Raw genomic sequence first — 22,081 nt, 5'->3', positions numbered from 1 at the left:
CCCCATGAACAAGACCCTCGGTTACAAGCTCGGCATGATCGCCGTGCTCATCTTGCTGCTGCTCATTCCGCTGTTGCTGATCAACGGCCTGATCGATGAACGCCAGGCCCTGCGCGACAACGTACTGCGCGACATCGCCCAGAGTGCCAGCTTCGACCAGCAACTCAGTGGCCCGCTGCTGGTGGTGCCTTATCGCAAGTACCAGCGCCGTTGGATCGAGAAGGACGGCGAACGCACCCAGGAAACCAGCACCATTGCCGGCCACTTGTACTTTCTGCCGGAAACCTTCGACGCCGACCTGGGTGTGGACACCGAACTGCGTGCCCGCGGTATCTACCAGGCGCGGCTGTTCCATGCCAAGGGGCGTATCAGTGGCCGCTTCAAGCTCCCGGAGCGTTGGGGCATCGACAAGGACTTCGACGACTACCGCTTCGACAAACCTTTCCTGGTGGTGGGCATCAGCGATATCCGCGGCATCGAGAATGGCCTGGAACTGAGCATCGACGAGCAGAGGCTGCCGTTCGAGGCCGGCACCCAGCTCGACTGGATGCGCGGTGGCGTGCATGCCAGCCTGCCGATGCTGGATGGCCTGCAAGCACGGGAATTCAGCTACGGCTTCGACCTTGCATTACAAGGCACCGGGCAGTTGCACGTCGTGCCGGTGGGCCGCTCCAGCAGCGTGGCCATGCGTGCAAACTGGCCGCACCCGAGCTTCGTCGGCAGCTATCTGCCCAACCGCCGCGACATCGATGCCCAGGGCTTCAGCGCTCACTGGCAGACGTCGTTCTTCGCCACCAACCTTGAAGATGCCCTGCGCCAATGCGCCACCGCCGGCCAGTGCGAAGACTTCAACGAGCGCAGCTTTGGCGTGAGCTTTATCGACCCGGTGGACCAGTACCTGAAAAGCGAGCGGGCGATCAAATACGCGTTGTTGTTCATCGCGCTGACCTTTGCCGGCTTCTTCCTGTTCGAGGTGCTGAAAAACCTGAGTGTGCACCCGGTGCAGTACATCCTGGTGGGTGTGGCGCTGGCGTTCTTCTACCTGTTGTTGCTGTCGTTGTCCGAGCACATCGGCTTTGGCCTGGCGTATGGGCTGTCGGCTTCGGCGTGTGTGCTGTTGATCGGCTTCTACCTCAGCCATGTGTTGCGCAGCCTGGGGCGAGGGGTGGGGTTTGCGGCAGGGTTGGCGGCGCTGTACGCGCTGCTTTACGGGCTGTTGAGTGCCGAAGATTATGCGCTGCTGATGGGGTCGCTGCTGTGCTTTGGCTTGCTGGGGGTGTTCATGGTGCTGACCCGGCGGCTGGACTGGGCGCGGGTGGGGAGAGCGGCATGAGGGAGGACAGAGAAATCGGGCGGTGGTTGGCCTTCAGGATTGGGCAGCTGTTTCCTGTGATACCGAAGTGAGGCATTCGCGGGTAAACCCGCTCCTACAGGTATGCCGCACAATTTGAAATTGGCGCTGTACCCTGTGGGAGCGGGTTTACCCGCGAAGAGGCCCTTCAGGCCACTGGGGATGTGGCGACCATCGACGGCCGCTTGGCCACTTCGGCATACCACGCAGCCAACCCAGGTTGGCGCTCACGCCAGCCAAACTCGGGCTGACGCAAGTCCAGATACCCCAGCGCACAGGCCACGCCAATCGCCGCCAGGTCGAAACCGGACATCAGCTCGGGCAAATGCTCCTGCTCAAGGTTAGCCAGGCTACGGCGAATCTTGTCGCCCTGCGCCTGCAACCAGCCGTCCCAGCGCTTGTCTTCTGGCCGCAGGAAGCTCTCATAGCGCGACGATACCGCCGCATCCATGATCGCATCGGCCTGCGACACCAGCGTCAGGCGCCGCCAGCGCGCCGAGCCTTCGCGGGGCAGTAGCGGCAGGCCGACGTGTTGCTGGTCGAGGTATTCGCAGATCACCCGGCTGTCATGCAGCACGGTGCCGTCGTCCAGGCGCAGGGCCGGGATCTTGCCGATCGGGTTGTCCTGATTGAGCTGCGGGTCGCCGCTCACCGGGCTGATGTTGACCGGTTGCAGCGTCACACGCTCAAGCTGGGCGGTCTCGTGCAGCACCACCATGACCTTGCGCACGAACGGCGACAACGGCGAGTGGAACAGTGTCATCGTGGCCATTGTTCAGTTGCCCTGCAGGCTGGGTGGCAGGCAAACGCCGGTGCCGCCAATGCCGCAGTAGCCCTGCGGGTTCTTGGCCAGGTACTGCTGGTGGTAGGCCTCGGCGAAGTACACGGTGGGTGCCTGGTCGATTTCGGTGGTGATCTCGCCGAAGCCGGCCTTGCTCAGCTCGGCCTGGAACGCGTCGCGGCTGGCTTTGGCCTGCTCCAGCTGTTCTGGGCTGGTGCAGTAGATGGCCGAGCGGTACTGGGTGCCGACGTCGTTACCCTGGCGCATGCCCTGGGTCGGGTTGTGCAGCTCCCAGAACATTGCCAGTAGCTCGCGGTAGCTGACTTTGTCCTTGTCGAACACCACCAGCACCACTTCGGTGTGGCCGGTCAGGCCTGAGCAGACTTCTTCGTAGGTGGGGTGTGGGGTGAAGCCGCCGGCGTAACCGACCACCGTGCTGACCACGCCTTCACGCTGCCAGAAGCGGCGCTCGGCGCCCCAGAAGCAACCCAGGCCGAAGATGGCGAAGTCGATGGCGCCTTCGAAGAATGGACCGAGCAGTGGGGTGCCTTCGAACACGTAGTGGAACTCGGGCAGGCTCATTGGCGTTTCGCGGCCAGGCAGGGCCTGTTCCGCAGTTGGCATGACGTTTTTGTTCACCAGGATTTCCGAACGCAGGACCATGGCCGTTCCTCTGTATGGCTTTGAGATAGGGGCTGGGGCATTCGCGGGTAAACCCGCTCCCACAGGCAACCCACAGATTTCGAATACTGTGGCGTACCTGTGGGAGCGGGTTTACCCGCGAAAGGGCCCGTATGGGCTCTATAGTGCCCGAGGTTTGCGTGGCTGTCAGGCCACCGGGCCACGCGGATAGCGCTTCAACCGCTCAGCCAGCTCGCGCCCCGGAATTGGCCGGTCGAACAGGTAACCCTGGCCCACGTCGCAGCGGTGCCGACGCAGGAACGCCAGTTGCTCCGGCGTCTCGATCCCTTCGGCCACCACCTTCAACTTCAGGTTGTGGGCCATGGCCACCACCGCCGAGGTGATTTCCATGTCGTCCTGGTTGTCGGGGATTTCGTTGATGAAGCTGCGGTCGATCTTGAGGATGTCGATCGGAAACTTCTTCAGGTAGCTCAGCGACGAATAACCGGTACCGAAGTCGTCCATGGCCAGGGTCAGGCCCAGGGCTTTCAGCTCGTCCAGCTGGCGGTGGGTGTCTTCGCTGGCCTCCAGCAGCAGGCCTTCGGTCAGCTCCAGCTCAAGCAGGTGTGGGGGCAGGGCTTCATCCTTGAGGATGGTGCTGATCGACGCCACCAGGTCCGGGTCGGAGAACTGCTTGGGTGACAGGTTGATGGCCACGTGCAGGTTGCCCATGCCAGCCTCGCGCAGTTGCTGGCTCATGCGGCACGCCTGGCGTACCACCCATTTACCAATGGGGATGATCAGGCCGGTCTCTTCCGCCACGCTGATGAACTGGTCCGGGCGGATCATGCCGCGCTCTGGGTGGTTCCAGCGCAGCAAGGCTTCCAGCCCCAGCAGGCGGCCGCTGCGCAGGCAGATCTTGGGCTGGTAGAACACTTCCAGCTCGTTCTGGGTCAGGGCGCGGCGCAGGTTGTTCTCGACGAACAGCTTGTAGCTGGCTTCGGCATTGAGCACTTCGGTGAACACCTGCACCTGGTGTTTGCCGTTGGCCTTGGCCTTGTGCAGCGCCAGGCCGGCGTTTTTCATCAGGCTGGCCGGGTCGACGCCGTGCAACGGTGCACAGGCCAGGCCTACCGAGGCGGTGACGTTGATCAGCTGGTTGTCGACGAACATCGGCTTGTCGAGGGTGCGCAGCAACTGCAGAGCAACGCCCTGGCCATCTTCCAGGCTGGTGTTGTCGAGCAGCACGGCGAATTCGTTACTGGCAAAACGGGCCAGGATGCCACCGGCGTGAAGGCTGTTGCGCAGGCGCCGGGCCAAGCTGATCAGCAGCTTGTCACCGGTTTGGTGGCCAAGGCTGTCGTTGATCCGCTTGAAGTTGTCGATGTCCACCAGCAGCAGGCACATCGCGCTTTCGCCATCACGGGCAAAGCGTTCGTCGAGGCTGCGGATGAACGCCGGGCGGTTGCCCAGGTTGGTCAGGTTGTCGGTGTAGGCCAGGCGCTCGATACGCTGCTGGGCCAGCTTGGTCTGGGTGACGTCTTCGTAGATGCCGATGTAGTGGGTCAGCTCACGGTTGTCACCGTACACCTTGGAAATCGACAATTGCCCCCAGTACGGCTCCAGGTTCTTGCGCCGGCTCTTGAACTCGCCCTGCCAGCTGTTGCCCATGGCCAGGCTCGACGGCGAGTCGAACAGCAGTTCGCTGAGGTTTTCCAGCGCCGGCAGCTCAGCCAGCTGGCGCCCCTGCACTTCGTCGGTGCTGTACTGGGTGATGGCGGTGAAGCTTGGGTTGACGTACTCCACCCGGCCGTCGCGGTTGACCAGCAGGAAGGCGCTGGCGCTTTGCTCGACCGCACGTTGGAACAGGTGCAGGGCGTTGGTGGCGGCGCGGCGGTTGTGGTTGGTGATGACCTGGGCGAACTGGTCGGCCAGCTCGCCGGCAAAGGCAATTTCGTCCGACTGCCAGGCCCGTGCCTGGCCGGTCTGCTCCAGGCACAGCACGCCGACCACCTGGCCATCGACGCGGATACTGGCGTCGAGCATGGCCTTGTTTTCCGGGCGCATGCTTTGCGCCAGGGCGCGGGTGCGTGGGTCGTGGCCGGCGTTGTGGGCGTCGATGGCGCGGCTGGCGTGCAGCGCGTCGAGGTAGTCGGGGAAGCGGCTGGCATCGATGGCTTCGGGCTGGCGATGCTCCTGCGCATCGCGGTACCAGGCGATGATCGGTTCCAGGCGCTGGTCTTCCAGGTGCCAGATACTGGCGCTGTCGACCTTGTAGATTTCGCAGGCACTCTGGGTAATCAGCTGGGCCGCTTCCAGCAGCGAGTTGCCGGCGCTGTAGCGCTGGCGGGCCAGGCGCAGGATAAGGTCCTGCTGGCCACGCACACGCTCCAGGTGTTCCAGTTGTTCTTGCTGGGCGCGCTGGTTCAGTTGCAGGGCCAGTTGCAGGCGGTTGTTGCGTGATTCCAGGTCGCTGGCGCCGGGTTCGCCGGTGTCGTCCTGTTGGTCGTCGAGCACGCTCAGGTAGCCGCGCAGCAACTGGCGGTTGTGCTGCTTGTAGGCTTCACCGGCCTCCAGCAAGCGCATCGACGCACTTGGGGTGTGTAGGGTATAGCGCACGCGGTAGTAGCCGCGCTGGGCCAGTTGCAGCTGGATCTCGTCGTGCAGCCGGTAGCGTGCTTCGGGCTCCATCAGGCTGGCGTACGGGGCGTCTACCAGGGCGCACAGGTCGCCGGCCTGCAGGCCGAACTGGCGCTCGCAGGCCGGGTCCAGGTAGAGCATGGCCCAAGTGGCTTCGTTGAGCCTTTCGAAACGCAGCATGCCCAGCCGCGAAGGCACGGGTAACTGCGTCACGACCTCGGCCGCCACACGGCTGGCGGCATCGGGTTGGCTTTTCATCGAAGACTCGCTTGAAGAGGGAACGCGGCCCTTGGGCGGCGTTGGATCTGGCAAGGTTGCATCATGTCCCGAGGGCTGGCAAGCGGCCATGTGCGATGCTGTGGACGGGTTATCGGCTGATGTGGCCGATTCTGTAGTTTGGCTGGAGATTTTGGGGCCGCGTTGCGGCCCATCGCGACACAAGGCCGCTCCTACAGGGAGCCGCGATCGCCTTGTGGGAGCGGCCTTGTGTCGCGATGGAGGGCGAAGCCCTCCCAGCTTTTTCCAGACAAAAAAAGCCCCGCCAATCGACGGGGTTGAGGTACGAGCGTGGCAGCTCGAAAAGGGTACTGCCCCTGCACGCAGGGGCAGTGGGCTGCCTTACAGCAGCATGGTGCGGATATCGCCCAGCACGTCGCCCAGGCGCTTGGTGAAGCGCGCAGCGGCAGCGCCGTTGATCACACGGTGATCGTAGGACAGCGACAGCGGCAGCATCAGCTTCGGCTGGAACGCCTTGCCATCCCAGACCGGCTGCATGGTCGCCTTGGAGACGCCCAGGATAGCCACTTCCGGCGCGTTGACGATCGGCGTGAAGCCGGTGCCGCCAATGTGGCCGAGGCTGGAGATGGTGAAGCAAGCGCCTTGCATCTCGTCGGCCGACAGCTTCTTGGTGCGGGCTTTTTCAGCCAGCGCTGCGGCTTCGGCAGCCAGTTGCAGCAGGCTCTTCTGGTCGACGTTCTTGATCACAGGGACCAGCAGACCATCCGGGGTGTCCACGGCGAAGCCGATGTTCACGTACTTCTTGCGGATGATGGCCTTGCCGCTTGGCGCCAGCGAGCTGTTGAAGTCCGGCAGTTCCTTGAGCAGGAAGGCGCAGGCCTTGAGCAGCAGTGGCAGCACGGTCAGCTTCACGCCAGCCTTCTCGGCCACGGCCTTCTGCGCAACGCGGAAGGCTTCCAGCTCGGTGATGTCGGCGGAGTCGAACTGGGTCACGTGCGGCACGTTCAGCCAGCTGCGGTGCAGGTTGGCGGCACCGACCTGCATCAGGCGGGTCAGGGCCACTTCTTCCACTTCACCGAACTTGCTGAAGTCCACGGCAGGGATCGGCGGGATGCCAGCGCCGCCGGTTGCACCAGCAGCTGCCGGCGCTTCCTTGGCCTTCTGCATCATCGCCTTGACGTAGACCTGCACGTCTTCTTTCAGGATGCGGCCGTGCGGGCCAGTGGCCGCGACTGCGCCCAGGTCGACACCGAATTCACGGGCCAGCTGACGAACAGCCGGGCCTGCGTGAACCTTGGCGTTGCTGCCTGCGGCCGGTGCGGTAGCAGCCGGTGCAGGGGCTGCAGCCGGGGCGGCAGCGGCAGGTGCGGCGGCCGGAGCAGCCTCAGCCTTGGCCGGGGCAGCAGCTGCGGCAGGTGCCGGAGCGGCAGCAGGTGCAGCGCCAGCAACCTTGAGCTTGAAGATCAGGTCGCCAGTGCCGACTTCGTCTTCCAGCTTGCACAGGACTTCTTCGACCACGCCGGCAGCCGGCGACGGGATTTCCATGGAGGCCTTGTCGGACTCCAGGGTAATCAGCGACTGGTCGGCTTCGACGGTGTCGCCGACCTTGACCAGCACTTCGATGATCTTGGCCTTGCCCGACGAGCCGATGTCCGGCACGTGGATGTCCTGCACGCTGGCGGCAGCCGGAGCTGCGGCGGGAGCAGGGGCGGCTTCGGCAGCAGGCGCTGGAGCAGCAGCCGGCGCAGCGGCAGCGGCCGGAGCCTCAGGGGCCGCAGCAGCGGCGCCCTCGGCTTCCAGAACCAGCAGCTCGTCGCCTTCTTTCAGGCGATCGCCCAGCTTGACCTTCAGTTCCTTGATGACGCCGGCCTTGGGGGCCGGGATTTCCATGGAGGCCTTGTCGGACTCCAGGGTCAGCAGGCTCTGGTCAGCCTCGATACGGTCACCGACCTTGACGAACAGCTCGATGATTTCACCTTCACCGCTGCCGATGTCAGGTACGCGAATGAGTTCGCTCACTTAAAAATACTCCTCAGCAGTCCAGTGGGTTGCGCTTGTCCGGGTCGATACCGAACTTGACGATAGCGTCTGCAACAACCTTTGGTTCGATCTCGCCACGGTCAGCCAGGGCTTCCAGGGCAGCCAGCACCACGAAGTGGCGGTCGACTTCGAAGAAGTGACGCAGCTTCTTGCGGCTGTCGCTGCGACCGTAACCGTCGGTACCCAGGACTTTGAACTCTTTGCTCGGTACCCACTGGCGAATCTGCTCGGCGAACAGCTTCATGTAGTCGGTAGAGGCAATGACCGGGCCTTTGCGGCCGTTCAGGCATTCTTCGACGTAAGTCTGCTGTGGCTTCTGGCCAGGCTTCAGGCGGTTGGCGCGTTCCACGGCCAGGCCGTCGCGACGCAGTTCGTTGAAGCTGGTGACGCTCCACACGTCGGCACCGACGTTGAACTCTTCACGCAGGATCTTCGCCGCTTCGCGGACTTCGCGCAGGATGGTGCCGGAGCCCATCAGCTGTACGTGGTGCGCGGCTTCGCGGGTGTCTTCTTCGAGCAGGTACATGCCCTTGATGATGCCTTCCTCGACACCGGCCGGCATGGCTGGCTGCTGGTAGGATTCGTTCATCACGGTGATGTAGTAGAAGATGTCCTGTTGTTCTTCGGTCATCTTCTTCATGCCGTCCTGGATGATCACCGCCAGCTCGTAGCCGTAGGTTGGATCGTAGGTGCGGCAGTTCGGGATGGTGCCCGCCATCATGTGGCTGTGACCGTCTTCGTGCTGCAGGCCTTCACCGTTGAGGGTGGTACGGCCGGCGGTACCGCCGATCAGGAAGCCACGGGTGCGGCTGTCGCCAGCGGCCCAGGCCAGGTCGCCGATACGCTGGAAGCCGAACATCGAGTAGAAGATGTAGAACGGCAGCATCGGCTGGTTGTGGCAGCTGTACGAGGTACCGGCAGCGATGAACGACGACATGGCGCCGGCTTCGTTGATGCCTTCCTCGAGGATCTGGCCCTTCTTGTCTTCGCGGTAGAACATCACCTGGTCTTTATCGACTGGCTCGTAGAGCTGGCCGACCGAGGAGTAGATGCCCAACTGGCGGAACATGCCTTCCATACCGAAGGTACGGGCTTCGTCCGGGATGATCGGGACGATGCGCTGGCCGATTTCCTTGTCCTTGACCAGCTGCGCCAGAATACGCACGAAGGCCATGGTGGTGGAGATTTCACGGTCGCCCGAGCCGTCCAGGATCGCTTTCAGCGTTTCCAGGGATGGGGTCGGTACGCTGAAGCTCTTGGCACGGCGCTGCGGCACGAAGCCACCCAGGGCTGCGCGGCGCTCGGCCAGGTACTTGGCTTCGGCGGAACCTTCTTCCGGCTTGAAGAACGGCAGGTTCTCGAGGTCGGCATCCTTGACCGGGATGTCGAAGCGGTCACGGAAGTGACGCAGGCTGTCGACGTCGACCTTCTTGGTGTTGTGCGCGGTGTTCTTGGCTTCGCCAGCACCGGTGCCGTAACCCTTGATGGTCTTGGCCAGAATGACGGTCGGCTGCTCTTTGTGGTTCACAGCCTGGTGGTATGCCGCGTAGACCTTGTACGGGTCGTGGCCGCCACGGTTGAGCTTCCAGATCTCTTCGTCGGACAGGTCTTCGACCATGGCCTTGAGCTCTGGGGTGTTGAAGAAGTTCTCACGAACGTACGCGCCGTCTTTGGCTTTGTAGTTCTGGTACTCGCCGTCGATGACTTCGTCCATGCGGCGCTGCAGGGCACCGTTGGTGTCCTTGGCCAGCAGTGGGTCCCAGAAACGGCCCCAGACGACTTTGTTGACGTTCCAGCCACCGCCACGGAACACGCCTTCGAGTTCCTGGATGATCTTGCCGTTGCCGCGAACCGGGCCGTCGAGGCGCTGCAGGTTGCAGTTGATGACGAAGATCAGGTTGTCCAGCTTCTCACGGCCGGCCAGGGCGATTGCGCCCAGGGATTCCGGCTCGTCGCACTCGCCGTCGCCCATGAAGCACCAGACCTTCTGCTTGCCGGCCGGGATGAAGCCACGGGCTTCCAGGTACTTCATGAAGCGTGCCTGGTAGATAGCCTGGATCGGGCCCAGACCCATCGATACGGTCGGGAACTGCCAGAAGTCAGGCATCAGCCATGGGTGCGGGTACGAAGACAGGCCGTTGCCGTCCACTTCCTGACGGAAGTTGTTCATCTGGTCTTCGTTGATGCGGCCTTCCATGAAGGCACGGGCGTAGACGCCTGGCGAAGCGTGGCCCTGGAAGAAGATCAGGTCGCCACCGTGTTCTTCGGTCGGGGCCTGGAAGAAGTAGTTGAAGCCGATGTCGTACAGGGTGGCACTGGAGGCGAAGCTGGAGATGTGTCCGCCCAGGTCCGAGTCTTTCAGGTTGGTGCGCATGACCATGGCCAAGGCGTTCCAACGCACCATCGAGCGAATGCGGCGTTCCATGAACAGGTCGCCAGGCATGCGTGCTTCGTGGGTGACAGGGATGGTGTTGCGGTATGGCGTGGTGATCGCATACGGCAGCTGGGAGCCACTGCGGGTGGCCAGCTCGCCCATACGGGTCATCAGGTAATGAGCGCGGTCTTCGCCTTCTTTGTCGAGGACCGACTCCAGGGCATCCAGCCATTCCTGGGTTTCGATTGGATCGAGGTCTTGCATGGCTTGCTCCAGGGCGGAAAGGCAACCAGAATCGATTGCCTGAGATTGCGACTGGCCTTATGGGCAGACGTCGTGAATTCTTGGATTACCGGGGTGTCTTCCGGCGCGTTGTAGTTTTACTACATTTGCGTTCGCATTTCATGCTTTTGCACGACACGAGTAGTAGTAAAACTACATTTGTGCGACGTTTGGTCGCACCTTGGCTTGTGAGGAAAAACGTTCATGTTGGTTGGCATTGTGTCGCGAACGGGTGGTTCTTGATGTTTGTTGCCAAGTTTTCGTTTTTTTCAGCTATTTCCAACTTTTGTACGACAGTCCAACCGTGGTCCGGCTTCCCCTTGGCCGCTTTTCCCCCTCTATTTCACGCCGATCAAGGATAGACCATGCGCCTACCTTTGCCCTCCGATCTGCCCGTCACCCTGCAACCACTGGTCGTTCGCAACCGGCAATTCATCAGCGATGCCGTGGCTGCCCACCCCGATCTTGACCTGAACGGTTGGAGCCCAGCCCATCGGCAACAGTTCGATCAGGTTGCCGCCGCCAGCGATTATGTCCTGGGGGTGGCCCAGCGCGACCCGGCCATGCTGTTTGCCCTGCTGGCCAGTGGCGAGTTGGAGCGGCGTTACGCCCCGGGTGAGTTGCGCGGGCAAATTGCCGAGGCTGCCCAGGCGGCGCAGAGCGAAGACGAACTGGCGCGTAACCTGCGCCGCGCGCGCAACCGCCAGCAGCTGCGCATCATCTGGCGCGACATCACCCGCCAAGCCGAGCTGGGCGAAACCTGCCGCGACCTGTCGGACCTGGCCGATGCGGCCATCGACGAAGCCTACCAATGGCTGTATCCGCGCCATTGCCAGCAGTTCGGCACGCCCATCGGCAACCGCAGCGGCCAGCCGCAGCACATGGTGGTGCTGGGCATGGGCAAGCTTGGGGCGGTAGAGCTGAACCTGTCGTCGGACATCGACCTGATTTTCGGCTTCCCCGAAGGCGGCGAAACCGAAGGGGTGAAGCGCTCGCTGGATAACCAGGAGTTCTTTACCCGCCTTGGCCAACGGCTGATCAAGGCACTGGACCCAGTGACGGTCGACGGCTTTGTGTTCCGCGTCGACATGCGCCTGCGCCCGTATGGTTCGGCCGGCGCACTGGTGCTCAGCTTCAACGCACTGGAGCAGTACTACCAGGACCAGGGCCGCGACTGGGAGCGCTACGCGATGATCAAGGCGCGGGTCGTGGCGGGCGACCAGGCCGCCGGCGCGCAGTTGCAGGAAGTACTGCGCCCGTTCGTGTACCGCCGATACCTGGATTTTTCCGCGATCGAAGCGCTGCGCACCATGAAGCAACTGATCCAGCAGGAAGTGCGGCGCAAGGGCATGGCCGACAACATCAAGCTGGGTGCCGGTGGCATCCGAGAGGTGGAATTCATCGCCCAGGCCTTCCAGCTGATCCACGGCGGGCGCGACCTCAGCCTGCAGCAGCGGCCGTTGCTCAAAGTGCTGGCCACGCTGGAAGGCCAGGGTTATCTGCCGCCGGCAGTGGTCGCCGAGCTGCGCGAGGGCTATGAATTCCTGCGTTACACCGAGCACGCCATCCAGGCCATCGCCGACCGCCAGACGCAGATGCTGCCCGAGAGCGAGACCGACCAGGCGCGGGTGGCGTATATCCTTGGCTTTGCCGACTGGCAGAGCTTCCACGACCAGCTGATGTACTGGCGTGGCCGTATCGACTGGCACTTCCGCCAGGTCATCGCCGACCCGGATGATGAAGACGGCGAGGGCGAGTTGGTGGTGGGGGGCGAGTGGTCGCCGCTGTGGGAGCAGGCGCAGGATGAAGAAGCCGCTGGCCGGCAGCTGCAAGAAGCCGGCTTCAAACAGCCCGTCGAGGCCTTGCGGCGCTTGGCCGGGTTGCGCTCCAGCCCACAGCTGCGCTCGATGCAGCGCATTGGCCGTGAGCGCCTGGACGCATTTATTCCACGGTTGCTGGCCCAGGCGGTGGAGCATGACAACCCCGACCTGGTGCTGGAGCGGGTGTTGCCGCTGGTCGAGGCCGTGGCGCGGCGCTCGGCCTACCTGGTGTTGCTGACCGAAAACCCAGGTGCCTTGCGCCGCCTGCTGACCCTGTGCGCTGCCAGCCCATGGATTGCCGAGCAGATCGCGCTCTACCCGCTGCTGCTTGATGAGCTGCTCAATGAAGGCCGCTTGTTCAGCCCGCCCTTGGCGCCAGAGCTGGCCAGTGAGCTGCGCGAACGCCTGACGCGTATCCCCGAGGACGACCTCGAGCAGCAGATGGAAGCGCTGCGCCACTTCAAACTGGCCCATAGCCTGCGCGTAGCTGCTTCGGAAATCAGCGGCAACCTGCCGCTGATGAAAGTCAGCGACTACCTGACCTGGCTGGCCGAAGCCATTCTCGACCAGGTGCTGGCCCTGGCCTGGCGCCAGACCGTGGCCCGCCACGGCCAGCCCAAGCGCAGCGACGGCAGCCTGTGCGACCCCGGGTTCATCATCATTGGTTACGGCAAGGTCGGCGGCCTGGAGCTTGGCCACGGTTCGGACCTGGACCTGGTGTTTATCCATGACGGCGACCCGCAGGCCGAAACCGACGGCGCCAAGCCGATCGACAGCGCGCAGTTCTTCACGCGCCTGGGCCAGCGCATCATTCACTTGCTGACCACCCAGACCAACTCGGGCCAGCTGTATGACGTGGACATGCGTTTGCGCCCGTCCGGCGCCTCGGGGCTGCTGGTCAGCTCGCTGGGCGCGTTCGAGCGTTACCAGCAGAACGAGGCCTGGACCTGGGAACACCAGGCGCTGGTACGGGCGCGGGTGCTGGTGGGCTGCAAGCAGGTCGGCACGGCGTTCGAAGGTGTGCGCGCCAAGGTACTCGGCCAGGCCCGCGACCTGGAAAAACTGCGCGGCGAAGTGAGTGACATGCGCGCCAAGATGCGTGACAACCTGGGTACCAAGGCGACGGCTGCCGGTACTGCGGCCAACGCCTTCGAGGCCGGTGTGCCCTTCGATATCAAGCAGGATGCAGGCGGTATCGTCGATATCGAATTTATGGTGCAATACGCCGCTTTGGCCTGGTCCCACGACCATCCGGCCATACTCCGATGGACCGATAACATCCGCATTCTGGAAGAGCTGGAGCAGGCGAACTTGATGCCGGCCAGTGACGCGGTGCTGTTGCGTGAAGTGTACAAGGCGTTCCGCTCGGCTTCGCACCGCCAGGCTTTGCAGAAGCAGGCCGGGGTGATCGATGCGGCGCAGTTTGCCGACGAGCGCCGCGAAGTGCGGCGGATCTGGGGTGAATTGGGGTTGGCTTGAAGGTCCCGCAGGGGCCGCGATCAGCCATGGACCTGCCTGAGTGGTACACTGTCCGCCACATAGCCTGAATATAAAGAGGGGAGGCCAGGCTGTACCACAGCCTGTAGCCTCCCCGAGCGTTTCTGGACTAAGCATGAGAATACTGATCATTGGCCCCAGCTGGGTCGGCGACATGGTGATGGCGCAGACCCTGTTCCAGTGCCTGAAACAGCAGCACCCCGACTGCGTGATCGACGTACTGGCCCCCGAGTGGAGCCGGCCGATCCTGGAGCGCATGCCTGAAGTGCGCCAGGCCTTGAGCTTCCCGCTCGGCCACGGCGCGCTGGAGCTGGCCACGCGCCGGCGCATCGGCAAGTCCCTGGCCGGCCAGTATGACCAGGCCATTTTGCTGCCCAACTCGCTGAAGTCGGCATTGGTGCCGTTCTTTGCCGGCATCCCCAAACGCACCGGCTGGCGCGGCGAAATGCGCTTCGGCCTGTTGAACGATGTGCGCAAACTGGACAAGGCCCGCTACCCGCTGATGATCGAGCGCTTCATGGCCCTGGCCTACGCCCCCGGCGCTGAGCTGCCGCAGCCGTACCCGCGCCCCAGCCTGCAGATCGAAGCGCAAAGCCGTGACGCCGCCCTGGCCAAGTTCGGCCTGGAGCTGGACCGCCCGGTGCTGGCGCTGTGCCCTGGCGCCGAGTTTGGCGAGGCCAAGCGCTGGCCCGCCGAGCACTATGCCGCCGTGGCCGACGCGATGATCCGCCAGGGCTGGCAGGTGTGGCTGTTCGGCTCGAAGAACGATCACCCGGTCGGCGAGCAGATCCGTGACCGGCTGATCCCGGGGTTCCGTGAAGAATCGTCCAACCTGGCCGGTGAAACTTCGCTGGCCGAAGCCATCGACCTGATGTCCTGCGCCCATGCCGTGGTGTCCAACGACTCCGGCCTGATGCACGTGGCCGCAGCCCTGAATCGCCCATTGGTGGCGGTGTACGGCTCGACCTCGCCCGGCTTCACCCCGCCGCTGGCCGAACAGGTAGAAGTAGTGCGCACGGGCATCGAGTGCAGCCCATGCTTTGACCGCACCTGCCGCTTCGGCCACTACAACTGCCTGCGCCTGCTGGAACCGGGCAAAGTCATCGCCGCCCTGCACAGCCTGAGCGGGCCGGACCTGATCGATACCGTGGCCGAGGTCGACTAAGTGCGGGTACTGATCATCAAGACCTCGTCGCTGGGTGATGTGATCCACACCCTGCCGGCACTCACCGATGCCGCTCATGCCATTCCGGGTATCCGTTTCGACTGGGTAGTTGAAGAAGGCTTCGCCGAAATCCCCAGCTGGCACCCGGCGGTCGACCAAGTGATCCCGGTGGCCATCCGCCGCTGGCGCAAGAACGTGTGGCAAACCATCAAGAGTGGTGAGTGGAAGGCGTTCAAGCAACGGGTGCGCGAGCGCAAGTACGATCTGGTGATCGATGCCCAGGGCTTGGTCAAGTCGGCCTGGCTGACCCGCTACGTGAAGGCCACGGTCGCCGGCCTGGACCGTTATTCGGCACGCGAAGGCTGGGCAAGCCGCTTCTACGACCGACGCCTTTCGGTTGCCACCGGCCAACACGCCGTGGAACGGGTACGCCAGCTGTTCGCCATGGCCCTGGCCTACGACCTGCCGGAGGGCATTGGCAACTACGGCCTGGACCTAGACCGCCTGCAGTTGCCGCCGGCTGCGCCTTATGTGGTGTTCCTGCACGGTACCACCTGGGCGACCAAACATTGGCCCGAAGCCTACTGGCGCGAACTGGCCGAGCGCATGGGCCGGCGTAAGCTGGAAGTGCGTCTGCCCTGGGGCAACCCGGCCGAGAAGGCGCGGGCCGAGCGTATCGCCCAGGGCTTGAACAACTGCCAGGTGCTCCCCAAATTGAACCTTGCCGGCGTCGCTCGCGTACTGGCGGCGGCAAAAGCCTGCGTGGCGGTCGACACCGGCCTTGGCCACCTGGCGGCGGCACTCGATGTGCCCACCATTTCGCTGTTCGGCCCGACCAACCCGGGCCTGACTGGCGCCTACGGACGGACCCAGATTCACCAGGCCAGTGACTGGCCATGCGCTCCCTGCCTGCAGAAGAAGTGCACCTACAAACCGAGCGCCGACGACCTGCGCCGGTTCGATCTGAAACGCGAGTGGCCGCTGTGCTTCACTCGCCTGAATCCCGAGCATGTGGCGGGCCGCTTGAGCGCGTTGCTGCTGGCTGAGGATGTCCGTTGATGCAACTGGCTTTCGTGCTTTACAAATATTTCCCCTTCGGCGGGCTGCAGCGCGATTTCATGCGCATTGCCCTGGAATGCCAGAAGCGGGGCCACCAGATCCGTGTGTACACGTTGATCTGGGAGGGTGACATTCCGCCGGGCTTCGAAGTGCTGGTGGCGCCGGTGAAAGCGATTTTCAACCACCGCCGCAATGAGAAACTCAGTGCCTGGATGGCCGCCGACCTGGCCAAGCGCCCGGTCGACCGCCTGATCGGCTTCAACAAAATGCCGGGCCTGGATGTGTACTACGCTGCCGACGGCTGCTTCGAGGACAAGGCGCAGACCTTGCGCGGTGGCTTGTACCGCCGCTGGGGCCGCTACCGGCACTTTGCCGAGTATGAGCGCGCGGTGTTCGCCAAGGACGCCCATACCGAAGTGTTGATGATTTCCGAAGTGCAGCAGCCGCTGTTCATCAAGCACTATGGCACCCCGGTGGAACGCTTCCACCTGCTGCCACCGGGTATTTCCCAGGACCGCCGTGCGCCGGCCAATGCCGCCGAGATTCGCGCCGAGTTCCGCAAGGAATTCAACCTGGGCGAGGATGACCTGCTGCTGGTGCAGATTGGTTCGGGCTTCAAGACCAAGGGTGTGGACCGCAGCCTCAAGGCCCTGGCCGCGCTGCCGTCGGCCCTGCGCAAACGCACGAAGCTGATGGTGATCGGCCAGGACGACCCCAAGGTGTTCCAGCTGCAAAGCGCCACCCTGGGCCTGGGCGACCAGGTGCAGTTCCTCAAGGGCCGCAGCGACATTCCGCGCTTCCTGCTGGGTGCCGACCTGCTGATTCACCCGGCGTACAACGAGAACACCGGTACAGTGCTGCTCGAAGCGCTGGTGGCCGGTCTGCCGGTGCTGGTGTCCAAGGTGTGCGGCTACGCCCACTACATCGCCGAGGCCGACAGTGGCCTGGTGCTGGACGAGCCGTTCGAGCAGGAACAGCTCAACGGTTACTTGCAGCGCATGCTCGAAGACCCGCAGGCCCGCGCCAGCTGGTCGCGCAACGGCCTGGCATATGCAGAAACCGCCGATCTGTACAGCATGCCGCAGCATGCTGCCGACGTGATCCTGGGGCAGAAAACCGCATGAAGCTGATAGTGGCCGAACCCTTCAAACGCCTGTGGGCCGGGCGTGATGCCTTCGACGCCGTAGAAGCGCTGCAAGGCGAGGTCTATCGCGAACTGGAAGGGCGCCGCACGCTGCGTACCGAGGTGGAGGGCGAGGGGTTCTTCGTTAAGATCCACCGCGGCATTGGCTGGGGCGAAATCTTCAAGAACTTGTTCACGGCCAAGCTGCCAGTGCTCGGCGCCGGCCAGGAGTGGCGGGCCATCCAGCGCCTGCATGAGGTGGGTGTGCCGACCATGACCGCCGTCGCCTACGGCGAGCGCGGCAGCAACCCGGCCACGCAGCACTCGTTCATCATCACCGAAGAACTGGCGCCAACCATCAGCCTTGAAGACTACAGCATCGACTGGGTCAAGCAGCCGCCCGAGCCGCGCCTGAAGCGCGCGCTGATCGCCGAAGTGGCGAAGATGACTGGCGGTATGCACCGCGCTGGGGTCAACCACCGCGACTGTTATATCTGCCATTTCCTGCTGCACACCGACCGACCGGTGACGGCGGATGACTTCAAACTGTCGGTGATCGACCTGCACCGCGCGCAAACCCGGGCGACAATCAGCCGCCGGTGGCGTGACAAGGACCTGGCCGCGCTGTACTTCTCGGCGCTGGACATCGGCCTGACCCAGCGCGACAAGCTGCGTTTCCTGCGCGGTTACTTCCAGCGCCCGCTGCGCCAAGTCCTCAAGGACGAAGCCGCGTTGCTCGCCTGGTTGGAGCGCAAGGCGCAGAAACTCTACGATCGCAAGCAACGCTATGGGGATGCACTCTGATGGCGAGTTGGACACTGGCGCCGGGTTACGAACACCTGGCGACGGACTTCGGCAGCCTCGATGCGGTATTTGCCATCCAGGGCGAACGCCTGACCCGCGACCCGCTCAGCGAAGTGGTCCGTATCGAACGCAGCGGGGTCAACTACTACGTCAAGCGCTACACCGGGGCCGGCAAGCACATGCGTCGCTACCTGGGCCGGCCGCGCATCAAGGCCGAATGGCAGAACCTCAAACAGTTCGCCAAGTGGGGCATCCCCACTGCTGAGGTGGTGGCCTGGGGCCTGGAGCGCAACGGCCTGGCCTTTGGCCGTGGGGCGATGATCACCCGTGAACTGCCGCGCACCGAAGACCTGTCGGCACTGGCCGAGCGCCACGATGCGCGCCTGGCCGACCGTGCCTGGGTCGACCATGTCAGCCGTCAGCTGGCGCGCCATACCCGGGTAATGCACGAGCACCGTTTCGCCCACAACGACCTGAAGTGGCGCAACCTGCTGGTCGATGACCAGGGCACGCTATTCTTCATCGACTGCCCCACCGGCGACTTCTGGCGCGGTTTCATGTGGCGACACCGGATGATCAAGGACCTGGCATGCCTGGACAAGGTGGCCAAATACCACCTGTCCGCCACCCAACGCCTGCGCTTCTACCTGCAATACCGTGGCCGCGACCGGCTGAATGTGCGCGACAAGAAGCGCATTCGCCAGGTATTGGGCTTTTTCGAGGGAAGGGAATGACCGATTACCTGGCCAGCGCGGACCTCGCGCTGCTCAAACGCCATGGCCTGGACGACTTCGAGGCGCTGTGGGCGCTGCAACTCGAGGCTGTGGACGAACCCAACACCGGCCGTGGCGGCTGGAGCAGCGTGTTTCGCCTGGAACTCGAAGGCAAGGGCTACTACCTCAAGCGCCAGAGCGACTACCTGACCCGCACCCTGCACCGGCCGTTCGGCGAGCCGACCTTTGCCCGTGAGTTTCGCAACATCAGCCGCTACCAGAAGCTGCACATTCCTGCGTTGCAGGCAGTGTTCTATGGTGAGCGCAAGCAGGGCGGCAAGCACCGGGCCATCCTGATGACCCGCGCTTTGGACGAGTGGGCCGACCTCGACGGCCTGCTGGCCCAATGGCCACAGCTGGGCGACGCCGAACGCAACGGTATCCTGCAGGCCTGCGGCCAGCTGGCGCGCACACTGCACAGCGCCGGCCAGGTGCATGGCTGCTTCTACCCCAAGCACATCTTCCTGCGCCAACGCCGCGACGGTTGGGACGCGCAGTTGATCGACCTGGAAAAGACCCGGCCATTGCTGTTCGGCATGCGCGACCGCCTCAAGGACCTGGAGCCGCTGCTGCGCCGCGCCCAGGCCTGGAGCGAGCAGGATGTGCGTACCTTGCTGGCCACGTACCTGGCACAGCCGGCCGATGGTTCGCTGGTGAATACCTGGCTGCAACGCCTGACGCAACGCCGTCGTGAAAAAGAGGCCCGCTGATGCGTTTGTCTGAATTGAAAGATGCCGGCCGCAACCCGTCGTTGCCGCTGAGCATCACCCTGGCCGATGCCGCTGGCAGCGCTGACCTGCAACTGCTCAGCTTGCTGCGCGTGTTGCCAGGCCAGCGTTATGTGGGCGCTGGTGTGTGGCGCGGCACCCCGGTGCTGGCCAAGTTGCTGGTAGGCGGCAACGCGGCTAGGCATTTCCAGCGCGAGCTGCAAGGTGTGAAATTGCTGGCCGAGCAGGGCCTGACCACGCCCAAGCTGCTGGCCGACGGCCTCAAGGAAGGCGAAGGCGGTTGGCTGCTGTTCGAATTCCTCGACGGTGCCGAAAGCCTGGCCGATGCCTGGGCCGCAGTTGAAAACCTGCCCGTGCTGGCCGACGAACAGCACCTGGTGCTAGGCGAAGCGCTCACCGCCGTTGCGCACATGCACGCCCAAGGCCTGTGGCAGGAAGACTTGCACCTGGACAACCTGCTGCGCCATGGCGGCAAGTTGTACTTGATCGACGGCGCTGGCATCAAGGCCGAAACACCTGGCCAACAGTTGTCGCGTCCGCGTGTGCTGGAAAACCTCGGCGTGTTCTTCGCCCAATTGCCCAAGCGCCTGGAGCCGTTCATCGAAGAGCTGCTGGTGCACTACCTGCTGGCCAATGCCGAGCATGCGCTACCGCTGGAAGCCCTGCAGAAACAGGTAGACAAGGTGCGCAACTGGCGGCAGAAGGACTACCTGGAAAAGGCCGGCCGCGAGTGCAGCTTGTTCAGCGTCCAGCGCAGCCTCTCGGGGTTGCAGGCGATCCGCCGCAGTGAAGTCAGCGCCATGCAGCCGGTGCTGGCGCAGGCCGATACGCTGATCGACAAGGGCCATCTGTACAAGACCGGTGGCGCCGCCAGTGTGGCACGCATCGAAGTGAACGGCCGTCAGCTGGTGCTCAAGCGCTACAACATCAAGAACACCGCGCATTGGTTCAAACGCTTTTGGCGCCCGAGCCGTGCCTGGCATTCGTGGATCGAGGGCCATCGTCTGGAATTCCTCGACATTGCCACACCCAAACCGTTGGCGGTGCTGGAGCAACGGGTCATGGGGCTGCGCAGCCGTGCTTACCTGGTGACCGAGTACGTCGATGGCCCGGACCTCACCGCGTGTTTCGCACCGTTCGCGGAGAGCGGCGATGCACCGGAGGAACAGGTAGACGCCTTGGTGCATGTGATGCAGCAGCTGATCCGCGAACGCATCAGCCATGGCGACTTCAAGGGCCATAACCTGTTCTGGGACAACGGCCGGTGGTCGCTGATCGACCTCGACGCCATGTGCCAGCACGCTACCCAGCTCAGCTTCGCCCCGGCCTACGCCCGTGACCGGGCGCGGCTGCTGCGTAACTGGCCGAGCGGCAGTGCCTTGCATCAGCGGCTAGACCGGCTGCTGCCCAAGCTGGCCGAATGATCCGCGGGTAATCGTTCGGCAACACCCGGTTTCAGCGGGCTACCTCAGCGGCGCCACAGGCCGCGTATCGAGAACCACGCAGGTAGCCCAAGGCCAAGCCAGGACAGCCCGTCCCACCCGCCGTCACCGAGCAAGGCGGCGAACAGCCCCAGGGCCCCCAACAAGGCGATCAGCGCCGGCCAGGCGAAAATGCGCGCAGTGGTTTGCGACTTGTGGCTCATGCACGCGCCTCCCTGGGTTTGCGCTGCTTGCCCCACCACAGGTACAGGCCGCTGCAGAGCACGATGATGGTCAGCACGTCGAGCACAGCCCAGAGGATTTGCATCGGCCGCCCGCCGTAGTCGCCGAAATGCAAGGGTTGCGACAGGCCCATGGCGTCCATGTACCAGGGGCGCTCGCCGACCGCTGTCACCTCAAGGGTGCGGGCATCGATCAGTACCGGCGTGAACAGGTGCGAGCTCAGGTGCGTGGCACCGTTCATGAACACCGCATAGTGGTGCTCGCTGGAGAAGCGCGTGCCGGGGAAGGCGATGAAATCCGGGCGCATGCCGGGGGCGGCCTGTTCGGCAATTTCCAGCAGGCGTGTGGCGGGTGCGCGCTCGGTGAGCGGCGGGGCGTCGCGGTAGGGGGCAACCATGGCGGCCAGGCTGTCGTTGCGCCAGGCCGCGATGACCAGGTCGGACAGGGCGCTGATCACACCGGTCACGCCTACCGTCAATGCCCAGGCCAGGGTGACCACGCCGATCAGGTTGTGCAGGTCCAGCCAGCGCAGGCGGCGGGACTTTTCGTGGCGCACGGTGCCGAAGTCCAGGCGGCGCATGAACGGCGCATAGAGCACGGTGCCAGAAACGATCGCGACGATGAACAATAGGCCCATGAAAGCCAGCAGCAGTTTGCCGGGCAAGCCGGCGAACATGTCCACGTGCAGGCGCAGCATCACCATCATGAAGCCGCCATTGGCGGCGGGCATGGCCACTGCTTCGCCGGTGCGGGCGTCGAGCATGAAGGTGTGCGACAGGTTGGGGTCGGTGCCAGCGGTGGCGGCGGTGATGGCCACCACGCCGTTGGGTTCGTCCTCTTCGTAGCCAAAGTACTGCATGACCTCGCCGGGTCGGTGCTGCTGCGCTTTGAGTACGAGCTGCTGCAAATCGAGGTGTGGGGTGCCTGCTGGCATTTCACGCAGTTCGGGGGCGTCGCCGAGCAGGTGTTCGAGTTCGTGGTGGAAGATCAGCGGCAGGCCGGTGATTGCCAGTAACAGCAGGAACAGGGTACAGACCAAGCTGCTCCAGGTGTGGATCACGGACCAGCGGCGGATGGTTGGGCTTTTCATCACGGTACCGATTGTTGTCTGTTGGAGCCTGG

16 protein-coding genes are annotated in these 22,081 nt (G+C 63.8%); 9 read left to right on the top strand and 7 right to left on the bottom strand.

What is annotated here, in order from left to right:
- Nucleotides 1-4: 4 nt before the first annotated feature.
- Entirely contained in the window at nucleotides 5-1,333 is a 1,329-nt protein-coding gene (gene creD / locus DM807_RS04945) for a cell envelope integrity protein CreD (RefSeq protein WP_179027107.1), read from the top strand.
- A gap of 166 nt (nucleotides 1,334-1,499) precedes the next feature.
- Here creD and DM807_RS04940 read toward each other — a convergent pair whose 3' ends face one another.
- The 5 genes from DM807_RS04940 to aceE all read right to left on the bottom strand — a co-directional run bounded on the left by DM807_RS04940 (nucleotide 1,500) and on the right by aceE (nucleotide 10,308).
- On the bottom strand, nucleotides 1,500-2,123 hold the full coding sequence (locus DM807_RS04940; RefSeq protein ID WP_043202910.1) for a glutathione S-transferase: 624 nt from the start codon (nucleotides 2,121-2,123) through the stop codon (nucleotides 1,500-1,502).
- 3 nt (nucleotides 2,124-2,126) lie between these two features.
- Nucleotides 2,127-2,795: a peptide-methionine (S)-S-oxide reductase MsrA gene (gene msrA, locus DM807_RS04935; protein WP_060493162.1), complete on the bottom strand. Its 669-nt coding sequence runs from the start codon at nucleotides 2,793-2,795 to the stop codon at nucleotides 2,127-2,129.
- A 165-nt stretch (nucleotides 2,796-2,960) separates the two neighbouring features.
- Nucleotides 2,961-5,651: a putative bifunctional diguanylate cyclase/phosphodiesterase gene (locus DM807_RS04930; protein ID WP_012270135.1), complete on the bottom strand. Its 2,691-nt coding sequence runs from the start codon at nucleotides 5,649-5,651 to the stop codon at nucleotides 2,961-2,963.
- Nucleotides 5,652-6,011: 360 nt separating this feature from the next.
- The gene (gene aceF / locus DM807_RS04925; protein WP_012270136.1) at nucleotides 6,012-7,649 is read right to left on the bottom strand and encodes a dihydrolipoyllysine-residue acetyltransferase; all 1,638 of its coding nucleotides are present in this window, start codon (nucleotides 7,647-7,649) and stop codon (nucleotides 6,012-6,014) included.
- 13 nt (nucleotides 7,650-7,662) lie between these two features.
- Entirely contained in the window at nucleotides 7,663-10,308 is a 2,646-nt protein-coding gene (gene aceE / locus DM807_RS04920) for a pyruvate dehydrogenase (acetyl-transferring), homodimeric type (RefSeq protein ID WP_060493161.1), read from the bottom strand.
- Between the two features lie 383 nt (nucleotides 10,309-10,691).
- Between aceE and glnE the strand changes: the two genes are divergently transcribed.
- The 8 genes from glnE to DM807_RS04880 all read left to right on the top strand — a co-directional run bounded on the left by glnE (nucleotide 10,692) and on the right by DM807_RS04880 (nucleotide 20,719).
- Nucleotides 10,692-13,625: a bifunctional [glutamate--ammonia ligase]-adenylyl-L-tyrosine phosphorylase/[glutamate--ammonia-ligase] adenylyltransferase gene (gene glnE, locus DM807_RS04915; protein ID WP_012270138.1), complete on the top strand. Its 2,934-nt coding sequence runs from the start codon at nucleotides 10,692-10,694 to the stop codon at nucleotides 13,623-13,625.
- A 133-nt stretch (nucleotides 13,626-13,758) separates the two neighbouring features.
- Nucleotides 13,759-14,808 (top strand): lipopolysaccharide heptosyltransferase II, encoded by a 1,050-nt coding sequence (waaF, locus tag DM807_RS04910; RefSeq protein ID WP_012270139.1) that lies wholly within the window; start codon nucleotides 13,759-13,761, stop codon nucleotides 14,806-14,808.
- Nucleotides 14,809-15,867, top strand: coding sequence for a lipopolysaccharide heptosyltransferase I (gene waaC / locus DM807_RS04905; protein ID WP_012270140.1), 1,059 nt, complete (start codon nucleotides 14,809-14,811; stop codon nucleotides 15,865-15,867). It begins immediately after the preceding gene.
- Nucleotides 15,867-16,991: a glycosyltransferase family 4 protein gene (locus DM807_RS04900; protein ID WP_012270141.1), complete on the top strand. Its 1,125-nt coding sequence runs from the start codon at nucleotides 15,867-15,869 to the stop codon at nucleotides 16,989-16,991. The genes waaC and DM807_RS04900 overlap by 1 nt, the downstream gene beginning before the upstream one ends.
- On the top strand, nucleotides 16,988-17,794 hold the full coding sequence (gene rfaP / locus DM807_RS04895) for a lipopolysaccharide core heptose(I) kinase RfaP (RefSeq protein ID WP_060493159.1): 807 nt from the start codon (nucleotides 16,988-16,990) through the stop codon (nucleotides 17,792-17,794). Before DM807_RS04900 ends, rfaP begins: the two co-directional genes overlap by 4 nt.
- Complete coding sequence (locus tag DM807_RS04890; protein WP_012270143.1) at nucleotides 17,794-18,528, top strand: lipopolysaccharide kinase InaA family protein; 735 nt, start codon at nucleotides 17,794-17,796, stop codon at nucleotides 18,526-18,528. Before rfaP ends, DM807_RS04890 begins: the two co-directional genes overlap by 1 nt.
- Nucleotides 18,525-19,277, top strand: a complete 753-nt coding sequence (locus tag DM807_RS04885) for a lipopolysaccharide kinase InaA family protein (protein WP_012270144.1) — start codon at nucleotides 18,525-18,527, stop codon at nucleotides 19,275-19,277. Before DM807_RS04890 ends, DM807_RS04885 begins: the two co-directional genes overlap by 4 nt.
- A complete protein-coding gene (locus tag DM807_RS04880; protein ID WP_179027106.1) occupies nucleotides 19,277-20,719 on the top strand; it encodes a lipopolysaccharide kinase InaA family protein in 1,443 nt (480 codons plus the stop codon). Before DM807_RS04885 ends, DM807_RS04880 begins: the two co-directional genes overlap by 1 nt.
- 44 nt (nucleotides 20,720-20,763) lie before the next feature.
- Here DM807_RS04880 and DM807_RS04875 read toward each other — a convergent pair whose 3' ends face one another.
- Both DM807_RS04875 and DM807_RS04870 read right to left on the bottom strand, forming a co-directional pair.
- Nucleotides 20,764-20,940, bottom strand: a complete 177-nt coding sequence (locus DM807_RS04875; protein WP_012270146.1) for a hypothetical protein — start codon at nucleotides 20,938-20,940, stop codon at nucleotides 20,764-20,766.
- On the bottom strand, nucleotides 20,937-22,049 hold the full coding sequence (locus DM807_RS04870) for a PepSY-associated TM helix domain-containing protein (protein ID WP_179027105.1): 1,113 nt from the start codon (nucleotides 22,047-22,049) through the stop codon (nucleotides 20,937-20,939). Before DM807_RS04870 ends, DM807_RS04875 begins: the two co-directional genes overlap by 4 nt.
- Between the last annotated feature and the right edge of the window lie 32 nt (nucleotides 22,050-22,081).

The sequence above is a fragment of the Pseudomonas hunanensis genome, from assembly GCF_013393325.1.
Taxonomy (GTDB): Bacteria; Pseudomonadota; Gammaproteobacteria; order Pseudomonadales; family Pseudomonadaceae; genus Aquipseudomonas; species Aquipseudomonas putida_P.
The sequence above is the reverse complement of the archived record's forward strand: the minus strand, read 5'-3'. Positions and strand labels throughout refer to the sequence as shown.

Coding starts and splice junctions, on each gene's coding strand:
- DM807_RS04885 (WP_012270144.1), top strand. CDS start 18,525: ATGACCGATTACCTGGCCAGCGCGGACCTCGCGCTGCTCAAACGCCAT.
- DM807_RS04940 (WP_043202910.1), bottom strand. CDS start 2,123: ATGGCCACGATGACACTGTTCCACTCGCCGTTGTCGCCGTTCGTGCGC.
- rfaP (WP_060493159.1), top strand. CDS start 16,988: ATGAAGCTGATAGTGGCCGAACCCTTCAAACGCCTGTGGGCCGGGCGT.
- DM807_RS04875 (WP_012270146.1), bottom strand. CDS start 20,940: ATGAGCCACAAGTCGCAAACCACTGCGCGCATTTTCGCCTGGCCGGCG.
- glnE (WP_012270138.1), top strand. CDS start 10,692: ATGCGCCTACCTTTGCCCTCCGATCTGCCCGTCACCCTGCAACCACTG.
- DM807_RS04930 (WP_012270135.1), bottom strand. CDS start 5,651: ATGAAAAGCCAACCCGATGCCGCCAGCCGTGTGGCGGCCGAGGTCGTG.
- aceE (WP_060493161.1), bottom strand. CDS start 10,308: ATGCAAGACCTCGATCCAATCGAAACCCAGGAATGGCTGGATGCCCTG.
- creD (WP_179027107.1), top strand. CDS start 5: ATGAACAAGACCCTCGGTTACAAGCTCGGCATGATCGCCGTGCTCATC.
- DM807_RS04890 (WP_012270143.1), top strand. CDS start 17,794: ATGGCGAGTTGGACACTGGCGCCGGGTTACGAACACCTGGCGACGGAC.
- DM807_RS04900 (WP_012270141.1), top strand. CDS start 15,867: ATGCAACTGGCTTTCGTGCTTTACAAATATTTCCCCTTCGGCGGGCTG.
- DM807_RS04870 (WP_179027105.1), bottom strand. CDS start 22,049: ATGAAAAGCCCAACCATCCGCCGCTGGTCCGTGATCCACACCTGGAGC.
- msrA (WP_060493162.1), bottom strand. CDS start 2,795: ATGGTCCTGCGTTCGGAAATCCTGGTGAACAAAAACGTCATGCCAACT.
- waaF (WP_012270139.1), top strand. CDS start 13,759: ATGAGAATACTGATCATTGGCCCCAGCTGGGTCGGCGACATGGTGATG.
- DM807_RS04880 (WP_179027106.1), top strand. CDS start 19,277: ATGCGTTTGTCTGAATTGAAAGATGCCGGCCGCAACCCGTCGTTGCCG.